The following is a 13,579-nucleotide window of genomic DNA, read 5'->3' as shown; positions in this document are numbered from 1 at the left end:
GTTCCGGCGCGGATGCCGCTTGTGCCGGGTCAGGGGTTGGTGACCTCGACGGCGTACAGACCGCGGAGCCGTCCGTCGCCGGCGTCGGACTGGGAGGGGTAGAGGATCTGGACGTCGACGGGCAGCGGGGTGCCGGGGTCGATGGTGTGGGAGCCGTCGTTGGGGGATCCCAGGACGACGGTTCCCTCCAGGCCGTCCTTGATGACCCGGTACCACTGGGTCTGCGCGGGGTTGACGCGGGTGCGCGCGGGGACGTCGAAGGCGATCTCCCAGGCCGTCACGCGGTGGTCGTTGGCGGCCAGGGTGAGGTTGTAGCTGACGAGCCAGCCCTTGGCGTCCTCGGGCCAGGTCTGGTCCCACTGCCCGGCGATCTTCTGGGCGACGGTGATCAGGGGCAGTTCGGCGGTGGTGGTGACCTGACCGGACTGCTGGGCCGCGGTGTTGGCACGGGTGGCCGAGGTGATCCTGCTCGTGGCGGTGAAGTCGCCCTCGTAGTGGGCGTCGACGGTGCCCCTCAGGGTGATCAACGCCTTGCTGCCCCTGGGCAGGCTCAGCGGCTGGTGCAGTTCGCCGCCGGTGACGGTTCCCTGGCCGCACACCGCGCCGTTCTCCCCCCGGCACGTCACCTCCACGTCGACCAACTGGGCGGGCACCTCACCGCGCACGACGGCGTCGGGGGCGTCGTTGGGCCCGTGGTTCTGGACGCCCACGGTGTAGGAGACCCGGTGGCCGGCCTTGGCGGTCAGCGGGCCGCTCATCTCCAGCGGCATGGCCACGGGCAGGGCGACAGCGAGGTTGCGGATGCGGTGGGCCGCGGTGGCGCCGCCGGTACCGGCGGCGAACCCGAGCTTGAACGTGGCGGGCATCGAGACCTCACCCGGTCCGGAGGCCAGGTCCAGATCGTCGATCAGTACCGTGCCGTTGGGGTCCGAGGCGCTGGAGCGCCGCACCGTCAGGCGCCCGCCGATGACGGTCACCTGCAGGTGCGCCCCCGCCTCCCAGCCGCCCCGGAACCCGCCCGGCGCCTCGACACCGGTCAGCCAGGCAAACCCCGTGAGCAGGTCCCCCGAGCCGCGCACACCTGCAGTGTCGGGGCTGCGGCCGGGACCGCCGGGGCCGGTGGAGGAGGCGGCGAAGTTCCCGAAGTTGTCGAAGCCGACGCCCACGTAACCGGCAGTGACGCCGGGAAGGTTGTACGAGCCGTCCTTGATGTAGGAGTAGCCCAGCGCCCCGCCGCGGGCCCCGGGCTCCGTGGTGCGGCTCCCGTCGATCAGGTAGAGGCTGAACCCGTCCCCGAGCCCCTGGGCCCCGCCACCCTCGCACGAGTAGTCGAAGTCGATGCTCACCCCGAGCGAGGAGGAGAACGGCTGGTCCAGGAACGCCGTACCCGCCTTCGACGCCGTGTTCGGCGTCAGCTCCAGCGCGCCCTCGTTCAGCCGCGCGCTTCCCAGCAGCCGCCAGTGCGGATTCGCCGGGGCCGTGCCGGCGAACGATTCGGTGATGGGGAACTGCACCTGCTGCTGCGCGGCGTCGGGCGTCTGACCCGTCATGGAGGACTCCTCTTCGCTGGACCGGCACCTTCTCAGGCCCGCTGTGGACGCGAACCGAAGGGACCGTCACGGCCCCCGGCGCTGACCATGCCCAAATCCCCGGCATCGTACGCATAGAAACCTACGCAAAGTGACTACATGTCACCCTCGGCTATCTTCTGGGGCCTGCGCCTGGGTTGGGCGGCAGTGCCGACAAGGCGGCGGTGGACGGCGTCGGGGAGAAGGCTGCGGCCAGGTGGCGGTCGCCCGTTGCTGGCCGCAACCGTGATCGTCTCATCAGGTGATCAGCTGGAGCGGCCCTGCACCTGGTTCGAGAACTTGACCAGGTAGCTGTTGCCCGACAGGTCGAACGCCTCCACCTTGGTCTGGAAGTCGGCGGTGTACCGGGCGTACTTGGACAGCACCCCGAAGTCGGGAGCACTGAACTCGCCCATGTTGCCCCAGTCCTGGACGGCCCGGCACGCGGTGGTGACGGTGTCCCACCCGTAGCCGGCGTACCTCCGCTGGATGCTGATGCACACCTTCGAGATGCCGCCGGCGTTGGTGTAGCTCCCCGACCCGGAGATCCTCTGGTACGAGTTGGCCTCGTTCTTCACCGTGAAGCCGACGTCGATCCGGTCGCCTTCCGCGGCGTGGGCGGTACCGGCCGTGCCGAGCATCGCGGCCCCCGCGGCCACCGCGGACACGGCGGCCACCGCAACGTTCCGAATGGACTTCTTGACCATGACGACTCCCTTGTGCTGGTTCAGCGGTCAGCGACGAGGCTCCCGCCCGGGCGTCGACGTCCGGTCAACAGGAAGTCGACAGAACCTTCAAGTACGACCACCGCCGCGGACGGCGCGGCGGGACGGCCCAGCCGGGCAGCGACGCGAGCGGAACGCCGGTGAACCGGGCGGCAGGCGGCGACGCCCGGCCGGCAGCACCGCGGAGGGCCTTCGTCGAACGCCACCGCCCCGGTGCCGGCGACGAGCAGACCGCGGCGCAGCTGGCGGCGTGCGCCGGGGTGTGGGCGCAGGCCGGCGAGAGCGGGTCGGGCGTGGGAGCGGCGCTGGCGCTCGTTGCTCGCGGTCGCGAAGTACGCCTACCAGTGCCTGAACCGCTGCTGGAGCTGGAGCACGGCCGGGTACAAGTTCGGCTCCGCCTTCGCCTGGGGCATCGGTCTCGGCGGAGCCATGAGCTACGCCCTGAGCAGGTACCGCTTCGAGATCAGGTACCTGCTGACCTACGCGCGCGGCCCGATCGTGAGATTCCTCGGATGGGGCTCGTGGAATGCGATCGACAATGCGGTCTACTGGATCCTGTACTAAGCCTTGTCCCGTAACGCCTGACCACAGTTAGGTCTCGCCAGAATGCCTGCCGCCTCGGCCTGTTCCTCGAGTTGAGGTACTGCAGGTAGTGGTGGAGGACGGACAGGGGTCGGATCCGGATCAGCTCAGGACTCGAATGAGTCCATCGCGCTGTGCCGCCGAGAGCGCTTGACCCCGCTGCACGCCAAGAGTTCGGTCCCGGTGGCGTCGAAGTACAGAGTGAAGGACCAGAGCCCGTCCGCTGAGTCGATGATCCCGGTGCGCAGTTGCTCACCGCGGTGCCGTGCAAGGATCTCAACGCTCTCGTCGAGACCGATGGTCTCTTGCAGGCCGCGAGCCACGGACCGCTTCAACCTTGTTGCGGCGATACCGGCGACCATCCACTGGGGCGCCTCCCTGTCCAAGATCTTCACGTCAGCGCCGGCGGCGATGGCTTCGCGTGCTGGCTTGCAGGCACTGGTTTGGTCGGTGAGCATCGCGGCGATGTCGGGCCGGTGCGGGGGCTCGTCTTCGGTGGCCATGCGGTGACTGTAGAGACCGAGCAGGGGCGTCGCCACAGGATTCGGCGCGGCCAGGGCGAGGGAGGCAGAAGATCGCGATGTCGCGTCGGGCATTGTGGAACGATCTTGCGATGGCTGCTGTGATCACGGCTTCGGAGCCGTCCTGGATATCCCCGTTCACCGGGTTGGGCCCCCGCGACTTCCAGAAGCTGATCACGATACTCCGCCGCGAGGGCGCCGGCGCGATGCGCCGAGGCCGCCCGTGGAGCCTGCCGCTGGAGGACCGGGTCCTGTTGGTCGCCGCATACTGGCGTACGAACCTGACACTGCGGCAGCTCGCGCTTCTGTTTGGGGTGTCGAAGTCTGCTGCCGGCCGGATCCTCGACCACATCGCCCCCTGCTCGCGCTCAACCCGCGGCGCCGCTTCCGTAAGGGCACTGTGCTGATCGTCGACGGCACCCTGGTTCCCACCCGCGACCACACGATCGCCGAGCAGTCGAAAAACTACAGGTACTCCACCAACCACCAGGTCGTCATCGATGCCCACACCCGACTGGTCGTCGTGGTCGGCAAGCCCCTGCCGGGCAACCGGAACGACTGCAAGGCATGGGAGGAGTCGGGCGCGAAGTCCGCCGTCGGCCGGACGACGACCATCGCCGACGGCGGCTATCCGGGCACCGGTCTGGTGATCCCGCACCGGAGGTCACGCGGCGGCGAACTCACCGAGTGGCAGGTCGAGCACAACCGTGAGCACAAGCAGGTCCGCGCCCGCGTCGAGCACGTCTTCGCCCGGATGAAGACCTGGAAGATCCTCCGCGACTGCCGCCTCAAAGGCGACGGCGTTCACCACGCCATGCTCGGCATCGCCCGCCTCCACAACCTCCTACAGGCCGCGTAGGCGAAGCCAACCCTGAGGCGGATCATCCAACCCGGATCCACCGGAGATCAATTACGGGACGACCCTTAGCCCCTAACCTGTAGTCCGCCCCTGAGTCGAATGGAGCGCGCCATGAACAGGTGCGCTCCATTCGACTCAAACCCCCTGAAGTGCAGCGCAAGGACGACCCGATGAACAACGTGAAGAAATTCTGGAGACAGGCCACCTTTGCGCGTCCAGGGAATTCGTGGACCGCCCTGGCGGTCAACCTGACCTTCTGGCTACTGCTGTACGCGGTCGATCTGATTGCGGTGTTCGGCGGGTACACGACCAACTGGCGCGCCCTGGCCGGCGTTCTCGTGTTCCTCCTCCCTGTCTTCCACGGCTTCTCCGTCATCACCCGCAAGCGCAGGCTCCGCAGTCGAAGTTAAGAGCCCGTAACTCGACCTCGGCTTTGCGGCCGGTCGCTTTCCGTAGTACGCGCTCACGGTCCTGCCCAGCTTTCGCTGGATTGCTCGGAGGACTGTGAGCGTGGCCTCGTCGCTGAGCCCTGTGGTCGTCTGCCACTCGACGCCTGAACCGGCGAGGTCGCTGACGAAGACGATCTCCGCAGCCAGAAGAGTCCGCGCCCAATCGACAGGTCTGACCGGATCGTCGTCACCCCGGGCGCGGCTCAGGCTGCGGCACTGATCGAGCAGATCGCGAGCATCCACGAACCCCATGCAAGGCGAGTTGGTCGCTGCACCGAGCCGGCCCGCCCCATTCGCCGAGAGCTCGTCGCAGCAGTCGGACCTCGCCCTCGGCCAGGAGTTCGCTTGGCCGCAACTGGTGCACCGTGTACCGCTGCCTGCGCCAGCACTCCGTCGACAGGCCGGCCATCGCCTCCTGCGGGTTGGCAAGGGCGAGGGGTCCGGCGTCGGTGGCGACCAGGGCGACGGGCGCGCGTCGGATGTGCCGGTAACCGAACGGCCCACCATGTCCACGCACGGCTGACGAAGCTCCGAGGCTGCTCTACCAGGACATCCCGTCGAAGGAACCCGGCTGACTGCCCCGGTCCCGCGTTGGGGCCGGGGCACCGGGCGAGGTCAGAACCGGCTGACCGCGACGTGCAGGTGCAGCTCCAGCAGCCGCATCCCGCCGGCCCCGGTCTGCCGGAGATTGGTTCGCGGGGGGGCTACCAGGCGACCTTGAGTTCCACGGGGCGTCGCAGGATGAGGTTGGCCGGTCGCGGTGCCGGTGCCGGCGCGGTCAGGGTGAGTGCCGGAAGGGTGGTGGCGAGGGCGGCAAGGGCGTGGCGGGCGACGAGGCGGGTGTACTGCGCGCCGGGGCAGTAGTGGATGCCCGCGCCGAAGTTGAGGACGGGCGGTGTGTCCTGGCGTCGGGGGTCGAAGGTCTCGGAGGCACGGACGCCGTGGACCTCGTCGTGGGCGCCGGAGTGCATGAGCAGCAGCAGGCGGGCGCCCTCGGGGAGGTCGGTACCGGCGAGGGTGGTCGGGCGGGTCGTGGTGCGCAGCCAGCCGATGAGCGGCGGGTCCAGGCGCAGGGTTTCCTCGATGGCCGAGGAGGCTAGTTCGGGTTGGTGTGCCAGGTGGCGGTATCCGTCGGCCAGGAGGTGTTGGATGGCGGTGGTGATGAGCAGGCCGAGGGTTTCGGCGTTGGTGGTGAGGACTTCCATGAGGGTGGAGGCGATCTCGGCGTCGGTCAGCGGGAGCCCGTGCTCGTCGCGGTGGGCGATCCAGGCGGTGGTGAGGTCGTCCTGGGGGTCGTTGCGCCGCTGGGCGACGAGGCGGGTGCACAGGTTCCACAGGTCGACGACGCTCTGGGCGCAGCGCTGCTGGTCGGCGGGTTGCTGGAAGGACCACAGCAGGTCGGCCATGCCGGACGAGCCGGTGATGACGCACTGTTCGTCCTCGGGGGCGATGCCGATGAGGTCGCTCATGATGCGTGAGGTCAGTGGGCGCGCGTAGTCGGCGCCGAGTTCGCCGGTGCGGGTGGGCCGGGCGGCGAAGGTCTCCGCCGTCTGGAGTGCGCGCTTTTCGATGTGGGCGTGCCAGGGGGCGAGTTGGCTCGCGCTGGTGGGCCACACCGCGGTGAGTGCGTCGCGGTAGCGGGTGTGGACGGGCGGGTCGCTGGAGGCGGCCACCGGGACGTCGTGGACGGCGGTGTAGATACGGGCGGCTTCGGGGTCGGTGGGCTGGACGGGGTCGTAGCTGTGGGCGGGGGTGAAGGCGCGGTCGCGGTCGCGTAGGACTTCGTCGATGTCGTGGTGGCGGGAGACGACCCAGAGGTCGAGTTCGGGGTCGTGGTAGACGGGGTGCTCTCGGCGCAGGTGTGCGTAGGTGGCGTGGAAGTCGCCGCTGGCATGGTGGGCGATGGCGCCGGGGGTGTGCGCGGGGCAGCCGGGGGGCGGGGTCGTCACGGGGGTTTCCTCGGAGGACGGGAACGGGTGGTGGTGTCAGTCGCGTGCCGACTCGCGCAGCAGGCATGCGAGGTAGCCGGTCTTGTCGGTGAGGAAGGTGAGCGTGTCGTCCAGGGTGGTGTCCATGGTGTCGGCGAACCGGGTGCCGAACCTTTCGGCGACCAGGGCGCGGTTGTCGCGGTAGATGCGGGCGTAGGCGTCGGCGGTCGGTGCGATGTGCCGGGTCAGGTCGCGGGTGCGTTCCAGGGTGAGTCCGGCTGCGCGGACCTGGGTGAGGACCTGGTCGTGGGTGGGGAGCGGGCAGAAGGCGAAGGCGTCGCGGCACATGGCCAGTTCGGCGTCGGTGGCGGGGACGCGCTGGGTGTAGAAGGTGACCAGGATCGGAGCGCCGGGGCGGGTCGCCCGAGCCAGTTCGCGCAGCCCCTGCACCGGGTCGTCGAGGTGGGGGAAGCTGTCGAGGGCCCAGGCGGCATCGAAGCTGTCGCCGTCGTAGGGCAGGTCCATGGCGTCGCCGAAGCCGAAGCGGACCCGGTCGCCGAGGCCGGCGACGGCGGCGCGGCGGGTGGCCTCCGTGATCTGGGCGTGGCTGATGCTGCATCCGGTGACCTCGACGCCGCGCTGCCGGGCGGCGTGGAGGGCGGGGCTGCCGTGGCCGCAGCCCACGTCGAGCAGGTGCCGGCCTGGCGCGAGGTCGAGCAGGTCGCAGAAGAGATCGGTCATCCGGTTCTGCGCCCGGGTGGCCGACTCCCTCGCGGTCAGCTGGTCGTCGAGGTCGCCCGGTTGCCAGAGGCCGTAGTGGAAGCTGTCGCCGCTGATCAGCTTGCACAGGTCGTCGGAGGCTTCGTACCAGGCCGCGACCTCGGCGGAGGTGAGCGAGGGCGAGGTGGCGGTGGCGGGGGCGCCGGCGGGGACAACGGGCGTCGAGGTCACGGTGTGCGGTTCCTATCGGACAGTGCGCGGGCGGGCGGTGAGCATCACGGCGTCGTCGCTGAAGCGGTCGGTGCCGGTGGCGAAGTGTTCGCGCAGGGCGGGCAGCAGGGCCTCCCGCAGCTGTGCGAGCCGGGGGTGTCCGGTGTTCCAGAAGTCGGCCAGCACCTCGGCCGCCGCGCGGGCCTTCGCCTCCGCGCCCTCCTCGGGGAAGACCACGTCCACGCGGCCACGGGTGAAGCCGATGTCGTCGAAACCGTGCTCGGCCAGCACGTGGGCGGCTCGGGTGAGCAGGAAGCCCTGGTGGTCGCGGGGCTCGCCGATCAGGTGGGCGCAGGTGCGGTTCCACAGCCCGATCAGCTCGTTGTCCGGAGCGCCCTGGACGATGACGATCCTCGCCTCGGGGTGGGTACGGTCGACGGCCCGGGCCATCTCGGCGACGGCGGCGTCGGGGTCGTCGGTGTAATGCAGCACCCAGGTGGCGACGATCGCATCGAACTCGCCGTCCCCGACGGGAAGTTGTTCGGCGCGCCCCGGCAGTACGGTCACCCCGCGCGCGGCGAGGGGGCGCATGCTGTCCTCGCGTGCCGCGTGCGGCTCGACGGTGGTCACGGACTCCACTCGGGCGGCGATCTCCCGGACGACCGCGCCGGTTCCACCACCGACGTCCAGCACCCGGGTGTTGCCGGCGAGCGCGTCGGCGACCAGGCCGATGTCGCTTCGCTCGAAGCGGGCCTCCATGCCCAACCAGCCCTGCTCGCTGAGCTCGTGCGGCCCCCGGTAGGAGGCGGGCAGCGGGTACGGGCCGGCCAGGGCGTGCGGCGCGACGGTCGGGCCGCCGGGCTTGCGGGCGTGGACGAACAGGTGCTCCTCGGCCCCCATGCCGGGGAAGTCCGGGTAGAAGACGCTGATCTGCTCGTGGACGATGTCGAGGCCGGCCTTGCGCAGCAGTTGCAGGTACGTTTCGGCTGGGTAGCTGGTGCAGCGGATGGTCTGGCCCATCCACTGGATCTCCTCGTCCTCCGCGTCGAAGGGCACCGTCGCGAAGACGAGGAGTCCGCCCGGTGCCAGCCAGTCGGCGATGCGCGCGAGAGTGGCGTCCAGGTCGGCGCGGGGCATCTGGAGCAGCGGGAAGAACGCGGTGACGGCATCCCACTGTCCGGGCGCGTCCGCCAGCGTTCGAACGTCGGCCAACTCGAAGCGAGCGTGCGGCACTTGGGTGCGCGCCAGCTCGACCATCGTGCTCGACACGTCGTAGCCGGTCACGTCGTGCCCGGCGGCCGCGATCAGCTCGGCGGTCGGCCGGCCGGTGCCCGACCCGATGTCCATCACCCTCGCGCGCTCGGGCAGCCGGGCCAACAGCCATTCGATCGCGGCCAGTTGCTCGGGCAGCTGGGCGTAGGTGTCCTCGTACGTCTTGCCGAGAACGTCGAACGGGCGAGCGGCGACCTTCGCCGATCCGAGTAACTGCGAAGGGAAGACGGAGGATTCCACGGTCATTGTGCGATAGCTCCTGTTCCGGGCCGGTGATCATCAGCCCCGAAGTGAGACTACACTTTGGAATCATCCAGACACGCTCGGTCGTCAATCTGCGATGACCCCTTGCCTCTTCCTCCGGAGTTGACCCCCGCATGACCAGCACAGTCGACGTCAGCCATGCCGCGTACTTCGCCTTCCGCGACCGGCTCCTGGGTGACCTGCGCACCACCGTCCTGACCGGCGAGCAACTCTGCGAGGCGGGACGACTCATCTACGGGCGCCCCAACCGGCTCTCGCTGTACGGGATCCCGGCCCCCAGGATGGAGGCGGCCGGGATCCGGCTGCTCGGGCGCACCACGATCGAGTGCTGTATCGACGACTACGCCGACGCCGTCGCCGACACCCTGGTCGGCCTGCACACCGGCATCCCGCACGAGGACGACGAGCCGCTGGTTGTGGACCTGTTCTGCGGTTCGGGCAACTTCAGCCACCACCTCGGCACCCGCCTCGGCGCCACCGTGTACGCGGCCGAGCTCGACCCGGCCGTCCACGCCGCAACCCGCCACAACCTCGACCGCATCGGCGCACGAACCCGGCTCCACCTCGGTGACTACCGGGACCTGCTCGGCAAACTGACCGCACGCGGTCCCCGCGACACGTACTTCGTCGAGCCTCCCTGGGGGCCGGCCTTCACCCCGGCCGGCCTGGACCTGACCCGCACCTCGCCGCCGGTCCCGACCATCCTCGACGACATCCGCCGCTCCCGGGACGGCCGGCCCTGCCTGGTGGCGATCAAGACGAACGACCAGATCGCCCACGACTCCCTGAACCGCTCCTTCGCCGGCGCCCGGCACCTGCGCAGCATCACACCGGAGCCGACCCTGCCCTACGGCGCCAACATGCAGTTCCACCTCTACCGGCTCGGCTCCGGCGCCGAAGAATGAACCGTCGGCCACCGACAGTGGCGCCGCCGGCGCGCCCAGGGCGCGGGCCCGGACCTGCGCCGGCTCCTTTCTTCCAACCGTCACGGACCCAGGAAGGAGCCCAGGGCGCGGGCCCGGGACCTGCGCCGGCTCCTTTCTTCCAACCGTCACGGACCCAGGAAGGAGCCCGGGCCGCGGTCGACGGGGGTCGTGCCGGGACGGGGCATGACCGGCTCCGCCGGCCGATGTCCGAGTCCCTCGCCCGAGCACTCTCCAGCCAGAACAGGGTTTTCCCGGCAGCCGGGCGTCGCAAGCACGCCCGGGTTCGCCTGCGGGTGCCCTCCCGCGAGGCCGCCCGCCATACCGCGGCCGAGGTTTCCCGGATCATCCCGACGGCCTGGTGCGAACGCCACCGTGAAGCTTCCACCGTCCAGCTACGAGGTCCCGGTCGCGCCAACGGCAAGCATGTCCGGCGGGCCGCAGCGCTGAAGCTCGTCGAGAAGACAGCATGCGGCACCTGGACCGACTGCGCGACAAACCTCGGCATGCCCCGCGGATGCGCCGGCACCCCCCTGGACCTGCTGCGGGACCGCCGCCCCGGCGACGCGGCCTGGTAGCTGTTCCAGTCGGCGGTGGAAGCCATCGCCGCCGACCTCGACGCCGACCCCGACCGAGTCGACCGCGCCCGCCACCATCGTGCGCTCTCCGCGTGGAGCATCCCCCAGGAGCACCGGTCGGAGCTCCTCCGCGGACTGGCCGGCAACCTCGCCCGCTCCCGGCGAGTTGACGGCGAGGCGGGAACCCGAGCGCGGGCTCGATGTCGAGGCGGGGTACTGGCGTCTACTGCAGTCCGGGGTGGGCACGGTCGAGGCGTGCGAACAGCCCGGGACCGGCAGAAAAACCGGCTTTCGACGGGAAGCCGAGAACGGCGGCCTGCCTCCAGGGCGCCCCCCGGAACCGCTGCCCGGCGGCTTCCGGCCGTCGGCAGGAGACCGGTGACACGCCGTGCGTCCGAACGGCCGATCGGTGAACGAGTTCCGAGCGAACTATCGTTCGTATGCATCTGTAGAGCGTTCGAGTGAGTCCGGCTCAACCGCGCGAAGTGGTGAGCCCAGCACCTGTCAATCTGTGGACCATGATCACCAGAAGGGCTCTCCTCTCCACCGCGGCCTCCGCCGCGACCGTGGGCTCGCTCTCCGGTTTCTCCGGAACCGCGCACCCTACCGAACCGGTGCGCGACGTCGCGCGGTACGCGAACTCGCTGACGATGGCCCGCCGGATCCTGCTCACCGACGAATCCCACAACGACCTGACCCTGGAATACCTCAAGATCCTCTCCGGAAAGTCCCAACTGCGGGCGGTCCGCGAACGCGACGTCCTGGTCGTGGGTGCCGGGGTGGCCGGGATGGTCTGCGCGCGACTGCTGCGCGCGGCCGGGCACCGGGTGCGTGTGCTGGAGGCGAACCGCAGCAGGGTGGGCGGCCGGGTGAAGACCTTCCGGGGCGAGGTCTGGCAGGACTCCAGACTGCGGGCGGAGGCGGGCGCCATGCGGATCCCCTCCAGCCACGTCCTCACCCTCGCGCTCGCCGACCGGCTCGGCGTCGCCCGCCGCCCGTTCCACCTCGTCGACACCGACCCGACGCCCGACCTCGTCTCGGGCGACAGCCAGGTCCTCTACACCTCCTGGACGGGCGAGACCTTCAGCACCGGAACGCGGCCGCCGTACCACGCGCCGGCCGCCCTCGGCTCACGGCTGATCCACGTCAACGGGCAGACCGTCACCAAGGCCGCCTACGGCGCCGACCCACGGCCCGTCAACAAGTCCTTCGGCTGGGACAGCGGGCAGACCGCGGCCGCCGCCCTGGAGGAAGCGCTGGCCACCGCCCGCTCCTACACCCAGACCAGGAACCCGGACGGCACCTGGTCGGACAAGGGCATCGAGGAGCGGGTCGACGGCATGGCGCGCCTGCTGCACGACCTGGACGGCTACTCCCTCCGGCGCTACCTGACGGACATCGCACACTGGGACGAACCGCAGATCCAGGCGGTCGGCACCCTGGAGAACCTCACCAGCCGCCTCTCCTACGGGTTCCTGCACTCCGCCCTGGACGCCGTCGACATCAACCCGGCCGTCACCTACTTCGAGTTCTCCGACGGCACGGACGCCCTCACCACCGCCCTGGCCCAAGGTCTGCCGATCGAACAGGACCGCGTGGTCACCAAGGTCGTGCTCGACCCCTCCGGCCGCGTGACCGTCCTCGCCGCGCCCGAGACCGGCCCCGAGGACGAAGCCTGCGCCGGCGCCATCGGTGCACCGGTGCACGAGTACCGGGCCGACGCCGTGGTGCTCGCCGTGCCGTTCGCGGCGCTGCGCCACGTCGGCTTCGACCCGCTGCTGCCGTACGGGAAGCGGCGGGCGATCAACGAACTGCACCACGACACCGCGCACAAGGTGCTGCTGGAATTCACCGAGCGCTGGTGGGAGTGGGACGAGGACACCTGGCGCAGCCGGACGGGCGGCGCGTACCGCCCCGCGCCCCACGGGCCCGGGCGGCCGGCCGTGGGCGGCGGCTGCGTGAGCGACGAGGCCTGCCGCTTCGTCTACTTCCCCTCCCACGCCGGCGACCAGGGCGCACCGGGCGGCGTCGTGCTCGCCGCCTACAACTGGGCGGAGGACGCGATGCGCTTCGACGCCCTTGCCCCCGACGACCGGCGCACCGAGGCGCTCGACCACCTCGCGGCCCTGTACGGCGACCGGATCCGGCAGTTCGCCACCGACCGCTCGGTGTCGCAGTCCTGGCTGCGCAACCGGTGGGCACTGGGCGAGGCGGTCGTGGAGACACCCGGCCAGCTGACCAGCCTCGGGCCGCACGTCGCCACGCCCGTCGACGGTCGGCTCTACTTCGCCGGGGACCATTGCCACCCCCGCTACCACGCCTGGATCGCGGGGGCCGTGGCCTCCGGGGTGGAGGCCGCGCTCCAGGTCAACAGCGGTGCCTGATCCTGTCGCACCCCGCACGGCGGCGCCGGTTCCGGGCGTCGGGACCGAGACACCGGCCCCGACGCCCGACTGCCCCGGCCCCGATCCGACACCGCCGCCTGCGTGGTGGCCTGCGGCCCCGGCCACCACCTTGCCCGCGCCCTCGGCCCCGGGCACCCCACCGTCCTCGCCGAGCCCCGCGCCGCAGGCGGCACCGGGCCCGCCGGCGAGCCAGGACCCACCGGCCGTGACCCGGCCCGCCACCCAATCCCCCGCCCCGCCGGCGCAGCAGCAGCAGCCGACCGTGGCACCGCTCCAGCGGCCCCCCGCACCTGCAGCCCCGGCCCCGGCTCCCGTTGCGGCTCCTCCCCCAGCCGCAGCGACCGCCCGCTTTGTCCCACAAGAAGGGCCCGCGTCGACCGGGCCCGGCCAGACGACCACACCCGCCGACCGTCCCACCACGCCCGCCGCAGCGACACCGAGTCCCACCACGCCCAGCGGCGGGGCCACGGCCCCGACCGCCGGCACCGCGCCGCACACCTCGCAGCCCTGGGCCCCGGGGCCCGTGGACCTGTCCGTGGTCATCGTCTCCCTGCTCCTCCTCGCCGTCCTGCTGC

Annotated in this window: 10 protein-coding genes and 1 pseudogene; 5 read left to right on the top strand and 6 right to left on the bottom strand. The window is 70.8% G+C overall.

The annotated features are described in order from the left end of the window. Positions 1-29: 29 nt before the first annotated feature. Together AB0C76_RS15125 and AB0C76_RS15120 are read right to left on the bottom strand one after the other, a co-directional pair. A complete protein-coding gene (locus AB0C76_RS15125; RefSeq protein ID WP_359964592.1) occupies positions 30-1,550 on the bottom strand; it encodes a hypothetical protein in 1,521 nt (506 codons plus the stop codon). A gap of 284 nt (positions 1,551-1,834) precedes the next feature. Next, on the bottom strand, positions 1,835-2,275 hold the full coding sequence (locus AB0C76_RS15120; protein ID WP_359964590.1) for a hypothetical protein: 441 nt from the start codon (positions 2,273-2,275) through the stop codon (positions 1,835-1,837). A 333-nt stretch (positions 2,276-2,608) separates the two neighbouring features. Between AB0C76_RS15120 and AB0C76_RS15115 the strand changes: the two genes are divergently transcribed. Continuing rightward, positions 2,609-2,857 carry a hypothetical protein gene (locus AB0C76_RS15115; protein ID WP_359964588.1) on the top strand — a complete coding sequence of 83 codons (249 nt, stop codon included), beginning with the start codon at positions 2,609-2,611 and terminating at the stop codon, positions 2,855-2,857. A 125-nt stretch (positions 2,858-2,982) separates the two neighbouring features. Here the strand turns inward: AB0C76_RS15115 and AB0C76_RS15110 are convergent, their stop codons facing one another. Beyond that, complete coding sequence (locus tag AB0C76_RS15110; RefSeq protein ID WP_359964586.1) at positions 2,983-3,378, bottom strand: hypothetical protein; 396 nt, start codon at positions 3,376-3,378, stop codon at positions 2,983-2,985. Between the two features lie 110 nt (positions 3,379-3,488). On the opposite strand from AB0C76_RS15110, the pseudogene AB0C76_RS15105 reads away from it, so the two are divergent. Both AB0C76_RS15105 and AB0C76_RS15100 read left to right on the top strand, forming a co-directional pair. Then, positions 3,489-4,255, top strand: a pseudogene (locus AB0C76_RS15105) (transposase). 170 nt (positions 4,256-4,425) lie between these two features. After that, positions 4,426-4,665 (top strand): hypothetical protein, encoded by a 240-nt coding sequence (locus AB0C76_RS15100; RefSeq protein WP_359964584.1) that lies wholly within the window; start codon positions 4,426-4,428, stop codon positions 4,663-4,665. Positions 4,666-5,408: 743 nt separating this feature from the next. On the opposite strand, the gene AB0C76_RS15095 is transcribed toward AB0C76_RS15100, so the two are convergent. From AB0C76_RS15095 to AB0C76_RS15085, 3 genes are read right to left on the bottom strand one after another with little or no spacing between them, the layout of a single operon-like run. Next, positions 5,409-6,653 (bottom strand): cytochrome P450, encoded by a 1,245-nt coding sequence (locus AB0C76_RS15095; protein ID WP_359964582.1) that lies wholly within the window; start codon positions 6,651-6,653, stop codon positions 5,409-5,411. Positions 6,654-6,689: 36 nt separating this feature from the next. After that, the gene (locus tag AB0C76_RS15090) at positions 6,690-7,583 is read right to left on the bottom strand and encodes a class I SAM-dependent methyltransferase (protein ID WP_359964580.1); all 894 of its coding nucleotides are present in this window, start codon (positions 7,581-7,583) and stop codon (positions 6,690-6,692) included. A 12-nt stretch (positions 7,584-7,595) separates the two neighbouring features. Further along, positions 7,596-9,080, bottom strand: a complete 1,485-nt coding sequence (locus tag AB0C76_RS15085) for a methyltransferase domain-containing protein (protein WP_359964578.1) — start codon at positions 9,078-9,080, stop codon at positions 7,596-7,598. A 131-nt stretch (positions 9,081-9,211) separates the two neighbouring features. On the opposite strand from AB0C76_RS15085, the gene AB0C76_RS15080 reads away from it, so the two are divergent. Both AB0C76_RS15080 and AB0C76_RS15075 read left to right on the top strand, forming a co-directional pair. Continuing rightward, positions 9,212-10,003: a hypothetical protein gene (locus tag AB0C76_RS15080; protein ID WP_359964577.1), complete on the top strand. Its 792-nt coding sequence runs from the start codon at positions 9,212-9,214 to the stop codon at positions 10,001-10,003. A gap of 1,114 nt (positions 10,004-11,117) precedes the next feature. Continuing rightward, complete coding sequence (locus AB0C76_RS15075) at positions 11,118-12,983, top strand: FAD-dependent oxidoreductase (protein WP_359964575.1); 1,866 nt, start codon at positions 11,118-11,120, stop codon at positions 12,981-12,983. Positions 12,984-13,579 lie beyond the last annotated feature (596 nt).

The organism is Kitasatospora sp. NPDC048722 (assembly GCF_040650235.1).
In the GTDB taxonomy this organism is placed as follows: domain Bacteria; phylum Actinomycetota; class Actinomycetes; order Streptomycetales; family Streptomycetaceae; genus Kitasatospora.
The sequence above is the reverse complement of the archived record's forward strand: the minus strand, read 5'-3'. Positions and strand labels throughout refer to the sequence as shown.